Consider the following 20,103-nt stretch of genomic DNA (forward strand, 5'->3'; position numbering starts at 1 on the left):
CGACCCCATAACAAAACCAGGAAAAGCACAAGCTGTTTCTAGCGTGCGGCAACGGTCTCAGATTCGTTGGCCGCAAGACTCTTTCGTCGATTCTTGGAAATGGTGCGGTCGATGATCGCGCCGCAATTGAGGCATTTCCAGGCATAGAACACGAGAAAGAAATCAGAGAATCGCTCCAGCAACATCGTTCCTTTGCACTTTGGACATTCCATCGAATCCTCCTGAGTTGATTGGGTCCACAGCTGTCGATGAAGCCAAGCAAGAAGCGGGCCTAATTGTCGAAGCGTGAGATGTCAGTGACTTGCTTATTACGTAGTTATATTATGCTGCCATCATTCAAAATAGTGACGGCATGTGGAGACCCGGCTTGTCAATCTTGTGACGGTGCTGCCGTAGCTTCTCGTTAGAAGGTGTCGTAATAATAGGGTCGGGTCGGGAGTCTTTGTATACGTGTTTCTGATTGGCAAGATTTATGTCTGCTCCACTACAGTCAGTCTCTATTGCAAGCACAACCGAGAAGCTTTTCCCAGCTTTGTTCCGTCTGGGGGCGATGTATCAAGGCTTGTCCCCTCATGCTTCGTGCAAACCGGTATTACGACTCAGCCTACGGGAAGGGTATCGTTGTGAGGGGGGGAGTGTTCGTTCAGTGGAGGACAGTTCGTGCATGAGTAAGACGCGTACACCACTCGCGTATAGGATCGCATCACCCTTCATGAAAGGGGGGTAGGTTGAGAGGGGATCTTATGTTACAGTCTAGTTCTAGGTTATGGCGGATCCGTTGAAATGCACGATCGCACTATTTCCACACGATGGTGCACGATCTGTGTGGGAGATGCGCCAGCTAAGCGATTCTGGCCAACGTCTGTCTTTGTAACCTCGTGATTTCGCTTGATGAACAAGAAGCCGTCGAGCCGGCCCCGCTACTTCTAAGACATGACTGGTGAATAAGAAACGTGCGAGATAGAGTGCCCCCATTCGGACATTAGGACAGGAGGGATCACGTTCATGAGATACTCACGATGGGTTCTACTGACTGTGCTGACAGGTGCAGTATTCGCAGAGTCCGGGTTTTGCGAATCGGGGGCGAGTAAGCCGGATGCCGGTAAATCACCGACAGATATTCCCATGTTGTCTACCACGGTACTGCAGGCTGAGAAGGTGATAAGTCAGGCGATGATGGACAAACTCTCCAATGCGGTCAGCAGTGAGTATGTGATCGGTGCCGAAGACGTATTGGACATTACCGTCTGGAGGAATCCGGACTTGTCGCGACAAGTGCAGGTACGTCCGGATGGGCGATTTTCCATGCCGATCATCCGTGACGTCGTAGCCGTGGGGAAAACGCCCACCAAACTGGCTGAAGAAATGACGAACCGACTCAAAGAATACGTCCAGAATCCGGTTGTGGCTGTGACCTTGAAGGAGGTTAATAGCTCCAATATCTTTTTGCTCGGCGAGGTGGCGAATCCCGGCAAGTATCCACTGAAGAGCAAAACGACGCTCTTGCAGGGCATTACCATCGCGGGAGGATTTAAGGAGACGGCGGCGAGAAATCAGATCGTCATTTTCCGGTTTACGGACGTTGCTCCGGGGCTGAAGCGATTCACGGCCAGTTATGACGATATCGTGCTCCGTAGCGGAATAGCCGATAACTTTGAATTGAAGCCCGGGGATACTCTGGTAGTCCCGAGTGAATCCATGGTGGTCTTCCCTGGGCGATAGGGTGAGGAAAGGTAGGGGAATGACCGGTAGCAACGATAGAGGTGGGATGAGCTGGTTCGGCACAAGACGTCATAGGTGAGTAAGTTCAACCTGACCATGCTGGTCAATGATGTGAAGACGGTAGTGCAAAAGATTTCAATAGAAAGTAAAGGTCAGGGAAAGAGGGATTTCCCCCAATTGGGGATACTGATCGGAATGGAGATCTTCTGTAGATTGTCGGTCCACAGGCTTTTCGTACGACTTCTAAATGGTCAGGAAGTTCTCACTAGCCTTGTTTAAACAAAGACTCCCGACCCTTTTAGACGACCCTTTTAGAAAGGCCTGATGTATCTCGGTTTCTTGTTCGTCTTGGTCGGATGGGCGCTGTATTTGGGGAGCGACCTAACTGTTCTCTTTCTTCCCGTCTTCATCCTCTACATCAATCGCTTCCAGACCGAATCGGAGGAACGACCGCTGACCGCTCTGTTTGGGAAGAAGTTCGCCCTCCCGTCTAGCAGGCTGCGGAAAAACTTATTTTGACCCGTGTCGCCGTCACGGATATTGGGCTGTGAGAGGACGTTGAATATTCATGCAGGATGCGCAAAAAGGCCGTCCAGCAAGGCCGCAGCGAGCGAAGAGGCGAATCGTACTCTGGGCCGTACGTTGAGCCTCTGAGCGATGCGAGAACGCCGGTGGCGGTCTTTTCCCGCATCCTGCTAGATCTTGACTGGCGGAGCAAGGCGTCGTCTCGCGCCGCCTTGGACGATCACAAACTCATAGAGCCGACATTCCAGAGCGCCATTGAAAAGGGGAATGCGCTTGGACGGCGTCAGCCCAATCAGCTTCGGCACTCGGGCATCACCGGTGAGCATGTAGGCGCGCCATCCAGCGAAGCGCTGCTTCAGCCAATCGCCCAGTTTGGGGTAGAACGATTCCAGTTCGTCCGGCCGGCTGAGGCGGACGCCATAGGGTGGGTTGATGACCATTATGCCCTGTGTGGAGGGTGCGTCGAGATCGAGAATGTCGCGTTGCTTCAACTGAATGTCGTTGGCCACCCCTGCGCCTTGAAACGTTCGCTGCGCAATCTTTACCATCGCGGGATCACGGTCAGAGGCATAGATGGCTGATGGGACGGCGGCGACTTGTTCGGCTCTGGCTGCTTCGCGTTGTCGGTCCCATCGTGCTGCGTCATGGACGAGCAGCCGTTCGAAGGCAAATCTCCGTGAAATACCTGGCGCGATCTGGCGAGCCATGATGGCGGCTTCGAGAGGAATGGTCCCGCTCCCACACATGGGATCGAGCAACACGTCCCGGGGCGTCCAGCCAGCAAGACGCAGGATGCCTGCTGCTAGATTTTCTTTGAGCGGCGCTTCCACGGGACCCATCCGATGGCCGCGTTTGAACAGTGGCTCTCCGGAGGTATCCAGGTAAAATGTGACGGTGTTCTGATCGAGAAAGGCATCGACCTTAATGTTGGGGCGTTCCGTATCGACGCTGGGTCGCTTGTGCCGTCCAGCGACAAACCTATCGCAGATTGCATCTTTGATGCGGAGGGTCAAAAAGTCCAGGCTGGGGAGGGGACAGCGCCGGGCGCTCACCTTCACCTTGATTGTCTGTTCTGGCGTGAACCATTCTGGCCAGGCGAGCGCAGAGGCGGCGTGATAGACATCCTGTTCCGTTTTGTAGGCACTGTGGCCGACTTCCCATAAAATTCGGCTGGCGATGTGCGACTTGAGATTAATCCAGTACATAGTCGACCAGGGTGCGCTAAAGCCGACACCGCCTTCGGTTTTGGTCGCCGACGGGGCGCCGAGGCTCTGCAGCTCTGCTTCAAGCACACCTTCTAGTCCACGTGGGCAGGGTGCAAAGAACCGCGTCAGTTGGGTGCCGTGCACGAACGCTATTCCAGCTCGGGCTGTGGTCATCGTTCAGCCGCTATCTCAGTCCTGATCGTGGAATGATCGCATGGATGTCGACGAGCTGTTCTGCGCGGTCGATTGCATAAAAGATCCGCCATTCCCCCACGGCATACTTGGAGAGTCCTGGAAGGTCGTCCGCAATCGCTTCATGGCGCAGATTGTCGACATTGGACGCCAACCATTTGGACTTGTCGAGCAGCCGTTGGGCCATGGGCCGGTCAATCGTGGCGAGATCTTGAGCAATGCCTGGTTTAAAGGCGAGGCGGTACCAGGGCATCGTATCCTACCACCGTAGGCCGAGCCGCTCCGCCACGTCTTCGCCGGAGAGGCGCTCACTGCTCGCGAGTGACTGCTTGAGTCGGGCTCGGAGTGAATCGCCGAGCTGGAGCCCGAGATCCGGATCGCCGATCAACTCGCGAAGCCGATCGTCCACGAGTCCCTGGACCAGTTCCTTTAACTGTTCCGTCGACAACGATGAGAGGTTCATAGCAGGAGAATACGGGTTAGGATCGTCGGAAAGCAATGGGTTGGTCTGCTCTCTCAGCTAAGTAATGAAGCTGTTCCAGTCGTTCGCATTGAGGCCAAAAAGCGCTTGCCATAATCCGTTCGCCCTGTCGAAGAGGAGCTTACAAACGTGTTGCTGGGACGCTACACAGAATCACAGGCCAACAATCTTTTAAGGCCCTGCCGGCCGATCGTGGTGTGGGCAAGTCTTTCATCACCCAATCAACTTTTCATCTCAGAGATCTCTCGGCGCTCAACATACAGGGACCGGGTTCTTCCAGACGGGCGCACATTGATCATCGGATCGAATGCAACCCATTCTGAGATTGATCGCTCAGGAGAGAGCTCGCAGGCTGTAAGTGACCTGATGTCTACCGTTCACCTAGGGGTTAGCCTTTTATGCCGGTTGTGTGGGCATCTGCTGGAATGGACACCGCGCATCCTAGACCGGACTCATGCCAAGGCTGAAGTGCGGGGCCGTCATAGCAATAGCCACCTTGCACGGGATCGCTTGCCAGGAGCAATGGAGTATCCAGATCCAACACTTCGAACCCTTTCATACCCAAGACCAAACCAAAAGAACAACCCATCGCGATTCGTGATTCGAGCATGCCTCCGACCATCAGCTTCAATCCTGCCTGAAGCGTGCAGGATGCGATTTCCACTGCTTCCAGGACGCCGGTTTTCATGATCTTGATGTTAATATAGTCCGCCGCACCTTGTGTAATAACCTTCCGCGCATCCTCGAGTGAGCGCACGGATTCATCAGCGGCGACGGGAATGCCGGTTTCTCGCCGAATAGCAACGAGACTGTCGAGATCGTCCCGTACGACTGGTTGCTCAAGCAGGACTAGTGTTCCGCCGAATCGCCGAACGCCATCGGCAAAGGCCAGGCACTCCGCCCGAGAAAACCCTTGATTCCCATCGCCGATGAATGAAATGCCGGGCAGCGCCCGGTGGAGGGCCTCGAGTCGACGGATATCTGCATCGACGTCTTTTCCGACTTTCATTTTGAACAGGCGAAAACCGCGTTGATACCAGCTGCGGGCAAGGGACAAGGTCTTGTCCTGGGTGGTGATTGGAATCGTGATATCGGTGATGCGGGAACGCACATCAGCACCACCCCAGAGTCGCCATAAAGGAATAGCCATGGTACGGCAGTATGCATCAAGCAAGGCGGTTTCGATGCCGCAGCGCGCAGCAGGCTGAGAAGGGGCTTGCTGTGCCAGGTGACGACTTGATTCTCGATAGTCACGAACCGTCCGGCCAATGAGTGAAGGGGTAAGGTGTCTGAGGGCTTGGAGGCAGGATGCACGATCTTCTCCCCCGACTTCAGGGAACGGTGCTGCTTCCCCATAGCCGCAGTGCCCATTTCTGAGAGTGACGCGGACGAAGACATTTTCTGCAACGTCTCGCGTTCCAGTTGCGACGACAAAGGGGTCCGTGGTGGGTATATCGATTGGCCAAAACGTCACCGCTTCGATGTCATCATTCTGCATCGGGGTCATGGGGCTGTCTCTAGGGCGCAATCACGTTGTGATCAAGGCGGGATTGTGGATGCCCCACCATGGGCCATCCTCAGCCTTGCTCTCGCCGTTATTGTAATGTGGAACGAATCGTGTCCTCCTACACCAGTTGCTCTGTTATCCTAGTCTGCCCAGGCGCGATTGGAGAATTCCGATGGTTGCGATGGCGGCAGTTTCCGCCCGAAGGATCTGTTGACCAAGGGTCATGGGTTCGATTCCTCGCCGCTCGGCGATCTCTCTTTCTTCCTTGCTCCAACCTCCCTCTGGTCCGATCAAGATGAGTACGGAGCTGCTCGTATTCTGGGGAAGTGGAATGGTCTGCAAACTCTTACCGTCGTGACGTTCGGCAAGCATGAGGATCGTGGAGGTTGTCTGGTCGCGTGAGAGCAGTGTTGTGAACGATTCAGGCCTGGTGATCGTCGGTATGCGCCACTGTTCTGATTGCTGGGCAGCTTCCAGGGCGATGCGTTGCCATCGGGTGAGTTGATGATCGAGGCGATCAGCTTTGAGTTGTACGACACTGTGTCGGCTTTCGATCGGTATGATCTCGTGTACGCCCAGTTCAGTGGCCTTTTGAATGACCCAGTCCATTTTCTCACCTTTGAGCAGTGACTGACCAAGAATCAGGTGAGGGGCAACGTGAAGAGGCTCCTGAATGGTGTCAAGAATCTGTCCGGTGATCGCGTATTTTGAGACATCGCTGATTTCTACGTGGTATCTGGTACCTTGGCCATTGTTGAGCCAGAGAGTTTCGCCGATGGCAACACGGAGGCTATCCTTGAGGTGAGCCAGGAGTTCGCCGGTCATTGAAATGGTGGGTAGGGTCACACACGCGGGAGAAACGAAGAATACAGGCATGGGGGCACTGGAGATTCAGGAAGGACGGGCTCGGTTACTCGAAAAACGTCTTCATTTTATCGAAGAAGCCGTCGCCATTGGCTTCCATGGACATCCCGCTCTCTTTGGCGTACTCCATCAGCAGTTCTTTTTGTCTCGCCGTCAGCTTGGTGGGAATTTGGATCTTCATCGTATAGATCTGGTCGCCGGTCGTCCCTCCCTTGAGACTGGGAATCCCCAATCCTTTGATGCGGAGGACTTTGTCATGTTGAGTGCCTGGCGGAACCTTGATGATGGTGTCCCCTTTGAGGGTCGGCACTTCGACCTTCCCGCCGAGTACCGCCGTGACCAGGTTGATTGGGACGTCACAGGCGATGTCGAGCCCTTTTCGCTGAAAGATCTGATGGGGTTTCACGGTAATGGCGACGTAGAGATCACCAGGGGGGCCACCATTGGGACCGTGCTCTCCTTCATTGGAAAGGCGTAACCGCATCCCGGTTTCGATGCCGGCTGGAATGTGGACGGCGATTGCACGCTCTTTGTATACCCGTTGACGTCCCTGGCAAGTCGCACAGGGTTCCGTGACGAGGTGTCCGGTGCCTTCACATTGTCCACAGGGGCGGCTGACGCTAAAAAACCCTTGCTGAAAGCGAATCTGCCCTGCGCCTTTGCAGCTGGCACAGGGCTTAATAGCTGCTGCGGACTTCGCTCCCGTGCCTTTACATTCGGTACAAAGTTCCCAACGCGGAATCTTGAGTTTGGCTTCTTTCCCGTAGACAGACTCTTCAAACGTGATTTCAAGATTGTACTGGAGGTCGTTGCCGCGCTCGGTTCGACCGCCCCCGCCGGCTCTGGCCTGACCGAAGAAATCCTCAAAAATATCGTTGAAGACGTCACCGAATCCGCCTCGACCGAAATCAAATCCGTCAAAGCCGGGGCCGCCCTGTTGGGATCCGGCATGGCCGAACATGTCGTAGCGTTTCCGCTTCTCTTGATCGCTCAGAGTTTCATAGGCTTCGTTGATTTCTTTGAACTTTTCTTCAGCGGTTTTCTTTTGCTGGTCGCCTGAATGAAGGTCGGGATGGTGCTGGCGGGCTAACTTGCGATAGGCTTTCTTCAGCTCGTCGTCCGAGACATTTCGATCGACACCGAGAGTTTCGTAGTAATCGCGTTTGGACACGGCAGCTATTATGAGTGAACGGTGGAGCGCCCGGGTTCTCGTTTGCGTCGAGAGCTCGGGCGCCTTGATGCGTTATTCTAGGCTATTTTTTGTCTTTGTCCACTTCTTCAAATTCTGCGTCGACGACTTTCTCATCAGGTTTTGTCTCGCTGGTACCGCCGGTTGCCGATGCACCTGGTTGTGGACCGGATGAAGCCGCCGCTTTCTTGTACATTTCTTCGGCCAATTTGTGCGACGCCGTCATGAGGGTTTGCGTCGCGGATTCGATGGCCTCGGCATCGGTGCCCTCTAAGGCTTTCTTAAGGGTTGCAATGGCGTCCTGGATCTTCGTTTTTTCATCGGCGGACACCTTGTCGCCGTATTCCGTGATATTTTTCTCGGTTTGATAGACCAGATTGTCGCCCTGGTTTTTGGCTTCCGCCAATTTGCGGCGTTTCTTGTCGTCCTCGGTATGCGACTGTGCGTCCCGAACGAGCTTTTCGACCTCATCTTTGCTCAGGCCGCTGGAGGCTGTGATCTTGATGGACTGCTCTTTCTGCGTCGCCAGATCCTTGGCGGACACGTGGACGATGCCGTTCGCATCGATATCAAAGGTGACTTCAATTTGAGGCATGCCGCGGGGCGCCGATGGAATACCGACCAAGTCGAATTGTCCCAGCAGCTTGTTGTCATTTGCCATTTCTCGTTCGCCTTGAAAGACGCGAATGGTCACGGCGGTTTGGTTGTCGGCCGCGGTCGAGAAGACTTGGCTCTTCTTGGTCGGAACGGTCGTGTTGCGCTCGATCAACTTGGTAAATACGCCGCCCAGCGTTTCGATGCCCAATGACAACGGCGTGACGTCGAGGAGCAGCACGTCCTTGACCTCGCCCTTGAGGACACCGCCTTGAATGCCGGCCCCAATGGCCACGACTTCATCAGGATTGACCCCGCGGTGCGGCTCTTTTCCGAAGAAATCCTTCACGACCTGAATCACCTTCGGCATACGGGTCATGCCGCCGACCAAGACGATTTCTTGGATGTCATTGGCCGTGACACCGGCATCGGATAAGGCTTTTCGGCAGGGCTCGATCGTCCGCTGAATGAGATCGTCGACCAGCTGCTCCAGTTTGGCCCGCGTCAGCTTGGTGACCATATGCTTGGGGCCGCTGGCGTCTGCGGTAATGAAGGGGAGATTGATTTCTGTTTCTTGAGACGACGAGAGTTCGATTTTGGCCCGTTCCGCCGCTTCCTTCAATCGCTGGAGGGCCATCCGGTCTTTCCGTAAGTCGATCCCCTGGTCTTTCCTGAACTCGTCGACCAGCCAATCCATCACGCGGAGATCGAAGTCGTCTCCACCGAGATAGGTGTCTCCGTTGGTCGACTTCACTTCGAAGACGCCTTCACCGATTTCCAGGACGGAGACGTCGAAGGTTCCGCCGCCCAAGTCGTACACGGCGATCCGCTCATCCTTCTTCTTGTCCAGGCCGTAGGCAAGGGACGCCGCGGTCGGTTCATTGATGATGCGCAGGACGGTCAGACCGGCGATTTGACCGGCATCTTTGGTGGCCTGGCGCTGACTGTCATCAAAATAGGCGGGAACAGTGATCACGGCCTCGGTGACTTTTTCACCGAGATAGTCTTCCGCCGTCTGCCGCATCTTCTGCAGAATCATGGCAGATACTTCCGGCGGGCTATAGCTCTTGCCGCGCAACTCCACATGGGCATCGCCATTGTCGGCCTCGACGACCTTGTACGGGAGTCGCTTCATGGCTTCTTGGACTTCGCGGCTCTTGAACTTTCGCCCCATCAGTCGCTTGACTGAGAAAATGGTGTTCTCCGGATTGGTAATGGCTTGACGTTTGGCGATTTGGCCGACCAGCCGTTCACTCTTATCGGTGATGGCAACGACGGAAGGAGTGGTTCGACTGCCTTCGGCGTTGGCGATCACGACAGGGTCGCCGCCGCTCATAATCGCCACACAAGAGTTGGTGGTCCCGAGATCGATACCGATAACTTTACCCATTGGTAGACTCCTTCCTTCTCGACAACGACGACACAGGGTCAGTGCGTTGTTGCATCCTATTCGCTTGCTTGAGGTGGGCCTGACGACACGCTGACCATGGCTGCCCGCAATACTCTGTCGTGCAATCGATACCCCTTCTGAAACTCATCTAAGACCCGATTGGCGGGCACCTCGGTGGATGGCCCGTACGAGACGGCTTGATGGGTGTGGGGATCGAATTCTTGCCCGGACGTCTCAATGGCTTGCACACCGAACTTGGCCAAGGCACCGGACAATTGCTTGAGTGTCAGTTCGACGCCCTGAGTGAGTGCTGAATCGCTTCCGTTCGTGTGAGCCGCCTTGATCGCTCGTTCCAAGTTATCGACGACCGGCAGGAGTTCTTTCAGCAGCTGTTCATTGCCGAACCGAATCTGTTCGCGCTGATCACGCTGCGTCAGCCGCTTGTAATTTTCAAATTCTGCTGCCAGCCGGAGGTATTTCTCATTGAGCGCGGTGCACTCCTCAACCTTGGCGGCCAGCTCGTCTTGCGCCGAAGAAGAGGCGGTCGCTGTCTCGGGAGGACCCTCCTCTAAGTTCTCAATTGTATTAGCGTTTGTTTTTTCTTGTGCGTGGTCTTCAGTCATATGGATACCTGTACAGCGGTGGAGATATCCATAAGAGGAAGGAAGTCAACGGGTCATCGGAAAATAAAATGAGACGGGCGATGGAATCCTTACGCTCAATGGGTGGGATAAGTCCCGGAGGCCCGGCGATACAGTAGTTCGAGTCCTTGGAGGGTCAAGAACGGTTCGATGTGCTGAATGGATCGCGCCTCTGCTGCGATGATCTGAGCCAATCCACCGGTCGCGATCACAAACGAGGCATGCCCCATCTCGGCTTCGATTCGTTGAATAAGAGTATCCACGAGACCGGCATACCCAAAAATGAGCCCCGACTGAATGCTGCTGGCGGTATCGGTGCCGATCACGGTTTTGGGGCGGGCAAGTTCTACCTTGCTGAGTTTGGCTGCTCGGCTAAACAGGGCTTCAGCTGAAATCCCCAAGCCCGGTGCAATCACCCCGCCGAGGTAGTCACCTGTTCCGCTGACGGCGCAGAAGGTCGTCGCAGTACCGAAATCAACGATGATGAGATCGCGACGGAACTTCTCGTACGCGGCAGCCGCATTGACAACGCGATCGCTTCCGATCTCTTTCGGGTTCAGATACTTCAGGGTGAGCCCGGTCTCAAGATCGGATGAGACGGTGATGGGGGTGCAGCCAAAGGACGTTGCAACCATCGATTCAAACGTCTCCGTGAGTGCAGGCACGACACTGGAAATGATGGCACCGGTGATATGGTCAGGGACTCGGCCGCTTCTGGCCATCAGACTGAGGCAGAGAACCCCGTACTCATCGGCCGTCTTCTTGGGGTCGGTTGCCAATCGCCAATGGCTCAGGAGCGTCGGCCCCTCAAAGACTCCTGCGACGACGTTGGTATTGCCGATATCGATCGCGAGCAGCATGGAATGCATTGTACTTCGGGCGGCCAGCTTTCGCTACTCTCTCAGATGAATCACATCGGCGGCGTGGACCTCGATGAGAGCGGGCGGTTGTGCGCGAAGGGAAGCAGAGAGGGGCCGTACTTGTAACGCGCCGTCGGCGGAGAGCGCTTCCGCCGTGCCAAGGATCTGCTGATCGTTGGCGAACAGGACCTTCACCTGACGGCCTACTGTGGCACAGCGAGCGAGGTAGGCTTGCCGCAGTCGGGTGGGTCCATGGGACTGCAGCTCGTCAAGGCACTGTTCCAGCTCCCACAAGAGTTGCGAGATGAGTCGATTCCGATCGATCGGTTGCGGGACGGCTTCGATCAACGAGGCGGCAATTGGACGTAAATCCTCAGGGAATGAATGAGGCGGGACGTTCACGTTCAGCCCGATTCCAATGATCACGATCGGGCCGTTGGTCGTTGTCATGGTGCTTTCGCAGAGAATCCCACCGACTTTACGGTCCTGAAGAAGCAGGTCATTGGGCCATTTCAGAGCGAGGGGCGCGGTAGTAATGTGCCGGGTCGCCTCGGCGACCGCCAGCGCTGTGACCAGCGGTATCCAGGATAACCATTGTGCAAGGGGGCCGGTCTGGCTTTTCCCGCGAACGATGATGGAGCAATAGATGTTGAATCCAGGCGGGGAAAACCAGGCGCGCCCATGTCGTCCGTAGCCGCCTGATTGCTGTTCGGCCGTCACCACTGTGCCGTGCGCGGCGCCCTGTTGCGCAAGCGAACTGGCTTCTCGATTGGTTGAAGGGAGATCCTGGTACAGATACAGGATCTGTCCCAGCGCCCTGGTGGCCAGGGTACTGCGAATCGCTTCGATGTTGAGCGGAGCAGAGGGCGCCATGGGTCAGCGATGCCGGCGTCGTGCACGTACAGTCGACGTCATGACGAGGCTGACCGTGGCAGCCGGAGCAGAATGGGTCAAGGCTCCGATGGAAATTCGATCAGCACCGGCCGCTGCCATGGCGCGGACATTGTTCAGCGTGATCCCCCCCGATACTTCCACCAGGGCCCGCTTGTGAATGAGCGCCACGGCGCGTCGGACCATGTCCGGCGTCATGTTGTCCAGTAAAATTACGTCGGGTTTTCTCGCCAACGCTTGCCGAACCTCGGAAAGGGACTCCACCTCGACAACGATCGGGAGTGTAGACGATCGACGGCGCTCTGCGAGTCGACAGGCCTCTTCCACCGGCCGTCGATGCCGTCGAAGAAGGGCGAGGTGGTTATCCTTGATCAGAATGCCGTCGCTCAGGGAGTACCGGTGATTGGTTCCGCCACCGAGCGCCACGGCCCATTTCTGAAGCCTGCGCCAGCCGGGAAGTGTTTTCCTGGTGTCCAGGATACTGACTGAGTACCCCCGCACGGCTCGACAGAATTGCTGTGTCGCGGTGGCAATCCCCGAGAGATGTTGAAGAAAGTTCAGGGCAACCCGTTCGGCTTGTAAGATGGACCGTCCGTCTCCTTCGATCTGAAGCAGCAGCTCTCCGTTCTTCGCTCGCTCACCGTCTCGCTTGGAGAGGGTGAGTCGTAGGGCAGGATCGACCATGAGAAAGGTCTGAACCGCTGCGGCCATTCCGGCAACGACCAAAGGCTGTTGAGCGATGATCGTGGCTCGAGCCGGTACCGGAGTCGCAAAGAGCGCAGCGGTGGTGGCGTCTCCCTGGGCAAGATCTTCATCGAGCCCCTGGCGCACGGCTCGTCGGATTTCTGCGGCAGGAAGGGTGACCATCGGTCAGGTTCCGAGCATCGTGCGGAGCTGCTGTTGGCTATCGGCCAGTAAGGCTCGATCACGTGAGAGGGTCTGCAGCCGATCGTGATGCTCGGCAATCACGTCGGGCGGTGCTTTCGAGGTGAACTCCGCGTTTTTCAGCTTTCCGTCGATGCGTTGCAACTCCTTGTCCGTTTCCGCGATTTGTTTGTCCAAACGCTCGATGGCTTTCTGGAGATCAACGTCTTCCGCGACGGGAATGCCTACCGAGAGGCCCTCTGTGATGAGTCGTAGCAATCTGGTCGTCGGCCAATCATGCGGCCGACCGATGTCGACGCGACCACGACTCAGATGGGTGATATGCGGTTGCAACTGGCTGAGCTGGTGTTGCCTGCTCGGGTCGTCGTGCCCGGCATGAAACGTGATCTGCTGCCCCGGCGGATAATTCAAGAGAACTCGGGCGGTCCTGGCAAGTCCCACGGTCTGTTCCAACAAGAAAAAGTTCTGTTCAGTCTCAGGCGAGCCCCATACCTGGTCGACAACCGGATAGGTCTGCACGACAATACTCTCACCCTGATGGGGGAGCGTTTGCCAAATCTCTTCCGTGAGGAACGGCATGAAGGGGTGGAGTAATCGCATGGTGGTTTCCAGCGTCTCCACGAGCGTGTGGCGTGTGCCGGCACCATCCGGGTGCTCGGGACTTTGGAGGACCGGCTTGATCAATTCCACATACCAGTCACAGTACTCGTGCCAGAAGAATTGATAGAGTGCCGTTGCGGCCCGGTCAAATCGGTAGGACTCCAACTCCGTCGTGACGACTCGGATCGTATGGGCAAGTCGGCTCAGAATCCATCGGTCGGGGAACGTTCGTTGCGCCGGCGGAAGGGCGACGCGTGGTCCGTCAAGATACATCAACGCAAATCGCGCGACATTCCAAATTTTATTGGCGAAATTGCGATACCCCTCAATCCGCTCTTCCGCCAATTTCACGTCACGGCCCGGCGAGGCCATCGAGGCCAACGTAAATCGGAGTGCGTCGGTACCGAACTCATTCATGACATGAAGTGGATCGATGACGTTTCCCTTCGACTTGCTCATTTTCTTGCCTTCGGCGTCGCGGACGAGTGCATGGATGTAGACGTCTTTAAAGGGGACCTCTCCCATGAATTTGAGTCCCATCATAATCATGCGCGCGACCCAGAAGAACAAGATGTCGAGACCGGTGACCAGCGTCGCTGTGGGGTAATAGGTCTTGAGTTCCTGTGTGTGATCGGGCCATCCCAAGGTTGAAAACGGCCAGAGTGCGGAAGAAAACCACGTATCAAGAACATCGGGGTCTCGATAGAGATCAGTCCCGCCGCACGACGGGCACGTCGCCGGTGTAGTCCTGGAGACGATGGGCGAGGCTCCCGACAAGACCGCTGTTCGGCTCTCAGTTCTGATTACCTGTTTGACGTTGCACGACAAACAATACCAGGCTGGAATTTGGTGGCCCCACCAGATTTGACGGGAGATGCACCAGTCCTTAATGTCACGCATCCAGCCGAGATAATTATTGGTCCAGCCCTCCGGAATGATGCGGATACACCCTTCTTCGACCGCTGTGATGGCCGGTTCAGCCAACGGTTTGATCTTGACGAACCACTGCGGAGACAGAGAGGGCTCGACCACAGTCTTGCACCGGTAACACTTTCCCACGGCCATTTTATGATCTTCGACCTTGATCAGATGTCCACGTTCTTTCAGCAGTGCCTCAACTTTAGGCCTGGCTTTTGAGACGGGCAGGCCCTGCAATTGGTCAATGACGGCGGGATCCACGCCGGCTGGGTGCATGCCGGCCGCATCGAGCAGCGCGTGATGGTCGAGGATCGCGAGTCGCGGGAGCGCATGCCGTTCTCCTGCCTCATAGTCGTTGAAGTCGTGCGCCGGGGTGATCTTGACGGCCCCGGTTCCGAATTCACGATCGACGAGGAGCCCATCTCCCACGATGGGGATCGTTCGATTCGTAAGGGGGAGGCGGACTTGTTTGCCGATGAGATGCTTGAACCGCTCATCATCCGGATGGACCGCGACGGCGGTATCGCCGAGCAGCGTTTCGGGTCTGGTTGTAGCGACGGTGAGACGAATGGTTGGATTCTCCGCCAGCGGGTAATCGATGGAATACAGCTTCCCCTTTGTGTCCTCGTGTTCGACTTCAATATCCGATAATGCGGTGAGGCAGCGGGGACACCAATTGATCAATCGCTCGCCGCGATAGATCAGGCCGTCTTCGTGGAGCCGGACGAATACTTCGAGTACAGCCTTGGATAATCCTTCGTCCATCGTAAACCGGAGGCGGTCCCAGTCGCAGGATTCACCGAGCTGCTTCTGTTGGTTGACGATGGTATTGCCCGACGTCGCTTTCCACTGCCAGACGCGCTCGATGAACTGCTCGCGTCCGAGCGTTTCTCTGGAAAGTCCCTCGGCCATCAGCTGTTTCTCGACGACGTTCTGTGTGGCGATCCCGGCATGGTCGGTTCCTGGGAGCCACAGTGTGTTCCGTCCCTGCATGCGGCGCCAGCGGATCAAGATGTCTTGCAGGGAATGGTTCAGGGCGTGACCGACATGGAGCGATCCCGTGACATTCGGCGGGGGGATGACAATGCAATAGGGCTGACCCGACTGCTCCGGCGAGGTGTGGAAATAGCGGCGCGTGAGCCATTCCTGCGACCATCGTCTTTCAACGGCATTCGGGTCGTAGGTTTTTTCGAGCTGAGATGCAGCCATAGGTGTTCAGTCCAAGTGTGCGGGCGGCATCTTAGCATGTCTGTGCGGCGGAGAACATGGTGTGAGTCTCAGCTTGTAGCCAGGGGTGGCATATGCTATACAGTCGCGCACCCAAGTGATCACCACTTTATTGTAGGGAGGACCATGGCACGAGGTCGTGAAAAGGATCGGAAGACGCGTAAGAAGCATCGGAAGAATGTCAAGCGGGTAAAAGCCTTGGCGAAGGCTCGACGAGGAAAGAAGGGGAAGAAAAGCTAGAGTTTTGCGGAGCGCGACGTTTCTTCTGTCTCGATCAGTCGTTTGATTTCCGCTTTGATCTGCTGTTCCGCGACATCAGGGACGATGCGCTGAACAGCCTGTTCAACGGCAAGGCCAACCGAGGCTTTGACCGCGGTTTCAACCACGAGAGGCGTTTGCTTCACCGCTTCCTGGTGAACCGCATCGGTCACCTGCTGATTGATCGTTCCTACCTGTTCCCGCACGACGGCGGGTAAGTCCTGATGAACGACGGATTGCATCTGTTCTCGAACCAACTGCGCGAGAGGCGCTGCGAGCGGAAGTTTGAAGAGATCCGATAGGGCTTGTCGAACGATCGGTTCGCTGGTCGCAAGTTCTTTCCTGATCAGCGCCGGCAAGGCTTCAGCGAGAAGCGGTTGAATAATCGTCGTGAGATATTCCTGAGACAGAATGCTTCCCAATTGGACCTGTAGCTCCTTCTGAACGAGCGGCCGTACCTGTGCTCCCCATTGTTCATTCAGGACTTTCGGTACTGACGCAGCCAGACTCTGCTCGCTCCGTGTGGTCATGGCCTGTATGAGTTGGTCAACGAGGCTCCTCAGGACATCATCGGTAGCCGATGGGGTGATCGGTGGAGTCAGTACGGTAGCGGCGGCGCTGACAGGCTGGTTCATAGGCTCCTCCAAACCGGTGAGAACGGACATAGGGGCAGTAGTGTCATCATCGGATTCGGCCCCGGTCGAGGTTGGTGGCCAGACGCGCCGTTTCAGGCCCGTGCTATTTCCGGAACTCATCTGTTTTTCTTGAAGCGCCTTGAGTACGGTAAGGAGCTCTTCTGTTTGGAACGGTTTCTTGAGGAACGCTTTGACACCCAATGTGCGGAGATGGTTCTCGTCGGGGTGATCAGCCGGATTGACCAAGGAGATGAGAGCGGTTTCGGCGAGCGCGTCCAGTTTGCTGATCTCCTTACAAAACCCGGAAAAGGTCATGTTGTCCAACTGGTAGTCGGCGATGATCAGGGACGGTGCATTTCGTCGAGCGGCTTCAAGCGCAGCTGGGCCATCTTGAAACCCACGAACCTCAAAGCCTTCCGGAGCGGAGATTTGTTCGACCAGTCGTCTGACGGCGGGGCTGCTATCTACCACAAAAATCGGCGATGCCATGGAATGCGCTCCATCGTTTTGGGGTTTCTTCGAAGCTAACAAGGGGGGTATGCTTTGTCAAGAAAACCAGTAAATAGATGAATGAGTTAATGATGTCGTTCGGCGTTTGATTCCATTGATGTCTTGGACGCATGGGAGTTATCTCGATGAGTTCTTCGATACGGGTCGTATTTTTTGATGCAGCCGATACCCTTTTTCATGTGCGTGGGTCGGTCGGTGAGATCTATCTCCGGCATGCGATCGAGTTCGGATTCTTACAAAAGCCGGATTCGTTGGTAGCGATCACGCAAGCGTTTAGCCGAGCGTTCCGCGAAGCTCCGCCACCGATATTTGCTACGGTGGACCCGGTACGGCTCAAGCAGAGTGAACGACTCTGGTGGTTCGATATCGTGCACAACGTCTTTTATCGTGTCGGCATGTTTGAGCGGTTCGACGAGTTTTTCGATCATGTGTTTCGAGTCTTTGAGGATCATGGATCCTGGCGGTTATTTCCTGAAACGGTCTCGACGTTGACTCGGCTGAAGGCCCAGGGATTGGAGTTGGGGATTATCTCCAATTTTGACTCCCGGCTCTTTGGTGTGTTGCGGGGACTCGGCATCGCGGAGGCCTTCGATACCATTACGATCTCAAGTGTGGCCCAAGCGGCGAAACCGGCCCCACAGATTTTTCAGAGTGCCTTAGAAAAGCATGCCGTGGATCCGGAAGAGGCGCTGCATGTCGGTGACAGTCTGCGAGAGGATGTGGAGGGTGGAAGGAAGGCCGGACTGCACGTCGCCTTGATAGACCGCGAGGGGAAAGAACAACAGGGCGATGTTCTACGTATCAAGAGTCTAGATGAGCTGTTCCCCCTGCTAGGTCGGATCGAGTAGGAGTGGGACCAGGTCTTTGGCACGACCTTGCAGCGAGACATCGACCAACGAGGACTGCGGTGTGGGATCCAGATTGATTTCAACGACGTATGCACCGGCTTCTTTTGCGACAGAGGCGAAACCGGCGGCTGGATAGACGACACCGGATGTGCCGATGACGAGCAGAAGGTCGCAGCTTTTCAGGACTGTGGAGCATTGCTGAAGGTCCGCAGCGAAGAGGGACTCTCCGAACCAGACGATATGCGGACGGAGCAGAGCCCCGCAATGAGGGCAAAACGGCAAGATGGAAATCGGGACGTCACGGTTTTCGCTCACCGCCTGGCAGCCGGTGCAACGGACTTTCCAGATATTGCCGTGAATCTCCGAGAGCTTCTGCGAACCGGCGTCTCGATGTAATCCATCGACGTTTTGTGTCGCCAGCCAGAAGGCCGGAGCGCGACGTTCCAATTCGACAATCGCCCGGTGGGCCGCATTCGGCTGTTTCGTCGCGATCAGCTCGCGCCGCCAGTTGTACCACTCCCACACAAGTTTCGGGTCGCGCGCAAATGCGTCCGGTGTGGCAAGATCTTCCGCCCGGTGCTGACGCCACAAACCATCCGCGCCGCGAAACGTCGGCACACCACTGTCGGCCGAAATCCCTGCACCAGTCAATACCGTGATGTTCCGGGCGGCGGCGAGACGTTGTCTCACAAGTCTCAGATCGGAACTAGGCGCCATACGCTGTCAGGTCTCCTCGGAGCGGCTGCGTCACCGCATGCCCGCATGCTATAGTACGTTCCGTTTTTTTCGCAACCAGAGGATGTAGGCATGAAACAGATCTTGATGGTCGGTGCTGGATCGGTCGGTGGATTTTTCGGGGCACGATTGGCCAAAACAAATCCGGACGTGTCGTTCTTATTGCGGCCCAAGACGCTAGCAGCTGTGAAACGGAACGGATTAACGATCCGCAGTGCCGACGGAACCTTTACGGTCAGGCCACAGGCCGCTGCAGATGTACGAGAGCTTCCTCGTCCGGATCTCATCATGCTTGCTGTGAAAGCCTATGATCTCGATGAAGTGTTGACGCAGATCGAGCCGGTGCTCACGGATCAGACGGTGATTCTCACGCTACAGAACGGGATTGATACGGAAGACCGGCTCTTGGCAAGACTCCAACGTGATTGTGTCGTCGGTGGTGTGGCCTACATCTATTCGAAAATTGCTGAGCCGGGCGTGATCGATCACTACAAGAAAGGCGCGGTCGCGATCGGTGAGTTCATGGGCTATGAGAGTGACCGTCTGCTCAAGATTCGAGATGTGTTTGCGTCGGCGAATATTCCCTGTCACCTATCCAAAGATATTCGACGGAGTAAATGGGAGAAGATGTGTTGGAACTGTGTCTTCAACCCGATTACCGTGCTCATCGATGACCATGTAGCCAGGGCACTGGACCATCCGGAAATGACGGGCGTGATCAGGCAGATCGTCGGTGAAGTTGCGGCAATCTCAGCGGCGATGAAGGTCCCGTTACCACTGGATATGCCGGAACGAGTCGTGAAAGCAACGCAGGAAATCCGCGATATTCATACGTCGATGTATGACGATTGGAAGGCGGGGCGACGAACCGAGATCGACTATCTGAACGGCTTCATCGTTCAGAAGGGGCGGGAGCTTGGGATTCCCACTCCAGTCAATGAAGCCCTGACGGCCATGATCAAGACCATGACGGAAAAAGAACCGGCCGGCGCCGGTCGAGTTCGGATCGAGGGGGCTGTCGTCCAACCGGTCTCCTTCGATCGTGCCGCCCTTGCGGCGCTGCCCGCAGAGCATCAGCTCGATGTGTCCACCGTCATGCCCGGCATACAGGGGCTGGGGATTCGGTTGAAGGGGCTTCTAGATGTTCCGGCACTGGCGATCGACGCGGATCATGTGGTCTTCGATGCATCGGACGGACGCTACTCGGCTTGTCTCACCTTGCAGCAGGCGCGAGAGCATGGCGTGCTTGTTTACGAACTGAATGGAGCTGCCTTACCCGATACAAAAGGCGGGCCCTTCCGGCTGGTCACTCCGGGATTGGGAGATCTGTGCGCCAATGTCAAAGGAGTTGCGCGGATTGAGATCACGAAGGGGCCCGGGAGAGACACGAGGCAAACGACGTGTCCGCCGACTTCATGACTCGGAT

General features: G+C 56.0%; 19 protein-coding genes. 4 read left to right on the top strand and 15 right to left on the bottom strand.

Translation table 11 applies throughout. From position 1 onward, the window contains the following. Positions 1-38 precede the first annotated feature (38 nt). Entirely contained in the window at positions 39-212 is a 174-nt protein-coding gene (locus tag ACMTNU_RS04140) for a hypothetical protein (protein ID WP_413933935.1), read from the bottom strand. A gap of 793 nt (positions 213-1,005) precedes the next feature. On the opposite strand from ACMTNU_RS04140, the gene ACMTNU_RS04145 reads away from it, so the two are divergent. Together ACMTNU_RS04145 and ACMTNU_RS04150 are read left to right on the top strand one after the other, a co-directional pair. After that, complete coding sequence (locus ACMTNU_RS04145; protein ID WP_413933936.1) at positions 1,006-1,722, top strand: polysaccharide biosynthesis/export family protein; 717 nt, start codon at positions 1,006-1,008, stop codon at positions 1,720-1,722. A gap of 324 nt (positions 1,723-2,046) precedes the next feature. Further along, entirely contained in the window at positions 2,047-2,241 is a 195-nt protein-coding gene (locus ACMTNU_RS04150; RefSeq protein ID WP_413933937.1) for an isoprenylcysteine carboxylmethyltransferase family protein, read from the top strand. Positions 2,242-2,417: 176 nt separating this feature from the next. Here ACMTNU_RS04150 and ACMTNU_RS04155 read toward each other — a convergent pair whose 3' ends face one another. From ACMTNU_RS04155 to ACMTNU_RS04215, 13 genes are all read right to left on the bottom strand, one after another. Further along, entirely contained in the window at positions 2,418-3,626 is a 1,209-nt protein-coding gene (locus tag ACMTNU_RS04155) for a THUMP domain-containing class I SAM-dependent RNA methyltransferase (RefSeq protein ID WP_413933938.1), read from the bottom strand. Between the two features lie 10 nt (positions 3,627-3,636). Next, on the bottom strand, positions 3,637-3,897 hold the full coding sequence (locus tag ACMTNU_RS04160) for a type II toxin-antitoxin system RelE family toxin (protein WP_413933939.1): 261 nt from the start codon (positions 3,895-3,897) through the stop codon (positions 3,637-3,639). A gap of 6 nt (positions 3,898-3,903) precedes the next feature. Beyond that, complete coding sequence (locus tag ACMTNU_RS04165; protein ID WP_413933940.1) at positions 3,904-4,107, bottom strand: hypothetical protein; 204 nt, start codon at positions 4,105-4,107, stop codon at positions 3,904-3,906. A gap of 406 nt (positions 4,108-4,513) precedes the next feature. Beyond that, complete coding sequence (locus ACMTNU_RS04170) at positions 4,514-5,632, bottom strand: dipeptide epimerase (protein WP_413933941.1); 1,119 nt, start codon at positions 5,630-5,632, stop codon at positions 4,514-4,516. 135 nt (positions 5,633-5,767) lie between these two features. Further along, entirely contained in the window at positions 5,768-6,508 is a 741-nt protein-coding gene (locus ACMTNU_RS04175) for a 16S rRNA (uracil(1498)-N(3))-methyltransferase (RefSeq protein ID WP_413933942.1), read from the bottom strand. A 34-nt stretch (positions 6,509-6,542) separates the two neighbouring features. Further along, positions 6,543-7,667, bottom strand: coding sequence for a molecular chaperone DnaJ (gene dnaJ, locus ACMTNU_RS04180; protein WP_413933943.1), 1,125 nt, complete (start codon positions 7,665-7,667; stop codon positions 6,543-6,545). 82 nt (positions 7,668-7,749) lie between these two features. Next, positions 7,750-9,669 carry a molecular chaperone DnaK gene (gene dnaK, locus ACMTNU_RS04185; protein WP_413933944.1) on the bottom strand — a complete coding sequence of 640 codons (1,920 nt, stop codon included), beginning with the start codon at positions 9,667-9,669 and terminating at the stop codon, positions 7,750-7,752. A gap of 56 nt (positions 9,670-9,725) precedes the next feature. Beyond that, positions 9,726-10,292 carry a nucleotide exchange factor GrpE gene (gene grpE, locus ACMTNU_RS04190; protein WP_413933945.1) on the bottom strand — a complete coding sequence of 189 codons (567 nt, stop codon included), beginning with the start codon at positions 10,290-10,292 and terminating at the stop codon, positions 9,726-9,728. Positions 10,293-10,387: 95 nt separating this feature from the next. Continuing rightward, the gene (locus tag ACMTNU_RS04195) at positions 10,388-11,170 is read right to left on the bottom strand and encodes a type III pantothenate kinase (RefSeq protein WP_413933946.1); all 783 of its coding nucleotides are present in this window, start codon (positions 11,168-11,170) and stop codon (positions 10,388-10,390) included. A gap of 33 nt (positions 11,171-11,203) precedes the next feature. Next, positions 11,204-12,043, bottom strand: coding sequence for a biotin--[acetyl-CoA-carboxylase] ligase (locus ACMTNU_RS04200; protein ID WP_413933947.1), 840 nt, complete (start codon positions 12,041-12,043; stop codon positions 11,204-11,206). A 3-nt stretch (positions 12,044-12,046) separates the two neighbouring features. After that, positions 12,047-12,928, bottom strand: a complete 882-nt coding sequence (gene nadC, locus ACMTNU_RS04205; RefSeq protein WP_413933948.1) for a carboxylating nicotinate-nucleotide diphosphorylase — start codon at positions 12,926-12,928, stop codon at positions 12,047-12,049. Positions 12,929-12,931: 3 nt separating this feature from the next. Beyond that, positions 12,932-15,673 carry a valine--tRNA ligase gene (locus tag ACMTNU_RS04210; RefSeq protein ID WP_413933949.1) on the bottom strand — a complete coding sequence of 914 codons (2,742 nt, stop codon included), beginning with the start codon at positions 15,671-15,673 and terminating at the stop codon, positions 12,932-12,934. A 254-nt stretch (positions 15,674-15,927) separates the two neighbouring features. Beyond that, positions 15,928-17,073 carry a two-component system response regulator gene (locus ACMTNU_RS04215; RefSeq protein ID WP_413933950.1) on the bottom strand — a complete coding sequence of 382 codons (1,146 nt, stop codon included), beginning with the start codon at positions 17,071-17,073 and terminating at the stop codon, positions 15,928-15,930. 146 nt (positions 17,074-17,219) lie between these two features. Between ACMTNU_RS04215 and ACMTNU_RS04220 the strand changes: the two genes are divergently transcribed. Then, on the top strand, positions 17,220-17,942 hold the full coding sequence (locus ACMTNU_RS04220) for an HAD-IA family hydrolase (protein ID WP_413933951.1): 723 nt from the start codon (positions 17,220-17,222) through the stop codon (positions 17,940-17,942). On the opposite strand, the gene ACMTNU_RS04225 is transcribed toward ACMTNU_RS04220, so the two are convergent. Beyond that, the gene (locus tag ACMTNU_RS04225) at positions 17,925-18,659 is read right to left on the bottom strand and encodes an SIR2 family NAD-dependent protein deacylase (protein ID WP_413933952.1); all 735 of its coding nucleotides are present in this window, start codon (positions 18,657-18,659) and stop codon (positions 17,925-17,927) included. The two genes, ACMTNU_RS04220 and ACMTNU_RS04225, sit on opposite strands and share 18 nt — an antisense overlap. Positions 18,660-18,749: 90 nt before the next feature. Between ACMTNU_RS04225 and ACMTNU_RS04230 the strand changes: the two genes are divergently transcribed. Further along, the gene (locus ACMTNU_RS04230) at positions 18,750-20,096 is read left to right on the top strand and encodes a 2-dehydropantoate 2-reductase (RefSeq protein ID WP_413933953.1); all 1,347 of its coding nucleotides are present in this window, start codon (positions 18,750-18,752) and stop codon (positions 20,094-20,096) included. The last annotated feature ends 7 nt before the right edge of the window (positions 20,097-20,103 follow it).

Source organism: Nitrospira sp. BLG_1 (genome assembly GCF_047338595.1).
In the GTDB taxonomy this organism is placed as follows: domain Bacteria; phylum Nitrospirota; class Nitrospiria; order Nitrospirales; family Nitrospiraceae; genus Nitrospira_D.

Excerpts from the sequence above, each read along its gene's own strand:
- ACMTNU_RS04165 (WP_413933940.1), bottom strand. The coding sequence starts at position 4,107 with ATGAACCTCTCATCGTTGTCGACGGAACAGTTAAAGGAACTGGTCCAG.
- ACMTNU_RS04230 (WP_413933953.1), top strand. The coding sequence starts at position 18,750 with ATGAAACAGATCTTGATGGTCGGTGCTGGATCGGTCGGTGGATTTTTC.
- dnaK (WP_413933944.1), bottom strand. The coding sequence starts at position 9,669 with ATGGGTAAAGTTATCGGTATCGATCTCGGGACCACCAACTCTTGTGTG.
- ACMTNU_RS04175 (WP_413933942.1), bottom strand. The coding sequence starts at position 6,508 with ATGCCTGTATTCTTCGTTTCTCCCGCGTGTGTGACCCTACCCACCATT.
- ACMTNU_RS04145 (WP_413933936.1), top strand. The coding sequence starts at position 1,006 with ATGAGATACTCACGATGGGTTCTACTGACTGTGCTGACAGGTGCAGTA.
- ACMTNU_RS04155 (WP_413933938.1), bottom strand. The coding sequence starts at position 3,626 with ATGACCACAGCCCGAGCTGGAATAGCGTTCGTGCACGGCACCCAACTG.
- ACMTNU_RS04150 (WP_413933937.1), top strand. The coding sequence starts at position 2,047 with ATGTATCTCGGTTTCTTGTTCGTCTTGGTCGGATGGGCGCTGTATTTG.
- ACMTNU_RS04170 (WP_413933941.1), bottom strand. The coding sequence starts at position 5,632 with ATGACCCCGATGCAGAATGATGACATCGAAGCGGTGACGTTTTGGCCA.
- ACMTNU_RS04160 (WP_413933939.1), bottom strand. The coding sequence starts at position 3,897 with ATGCCCTGGTACCGCCTCGCCTTTAAACCAGGCATTGCTCAAGATCTC.
- grpE (WP_413933945.1), bottom strand. The coding sequence starts at position 10,292 with ATGACTGAAGACCACGCACAAGAAAAAACAAACGCTAATACAATTGAG.
- ACMTNU_RS04220 (WP_413933951.1), top strand. The coding sequence starts at position 17,220 with ATGAGTTCTTCGATACGGGTCGTATTTTTTGATGCAGCCGATACCCTT.
- ACMTNU_RS04215 (WP_413933950.1), bottom strand. The coding sequence starts at position 17,073 with ATGGCATCGCCGATTTTTGTGGTAGATAGCAGCCCCGCCGTCAGACGA.
- nadC (WP_413933948.1), bottom strand. The coding sequence starts at position 12,928 with ATGGTCACCCTTCCTGCCGCAGAAATCCGACGAGCCGTGCGCCAGGGG.
- ACMTNU_RS04225 (WP_413933952.1), bottom strand. The coding sequence starts at position 18,659 with ATGGCGCCTAGTTCCGATCTGAGACTTGTGAGACAACGTCTCGCCGCC.
- ACMTNU_RS04210 (WP_413933949.1), bottom strand. The coding sequence starts at position 15,673 with ATGGCTGCATCTCAGCTCGAAAAAACCTACGACCCGAATGCCGTTGAA.
- ACMTNU_RS04200 (WP_413933947.1), bottom strand. The coding sequence starts at position 12,043 with ATGGCGCCCTCTGCTCCGCTCAACATCGAAGCGATTCGCAGTACCCTG.
- ACMTNU_RS04195 (WP_413933946.1), bottom strand. The coding sequence starts at position 11,170 with ATGCTGCTCGCGATCGATATCGGCAATACCAACGTCGTCGCAGGAGTC.
- ACMTNU_RS04140 (WP_413933935.1), bottom strand. The coding sequence starts at position 212 with ATGGAATGTCCAAAGTGCAAAGGAACGATGTTGCTGGAGCGATTCTCT.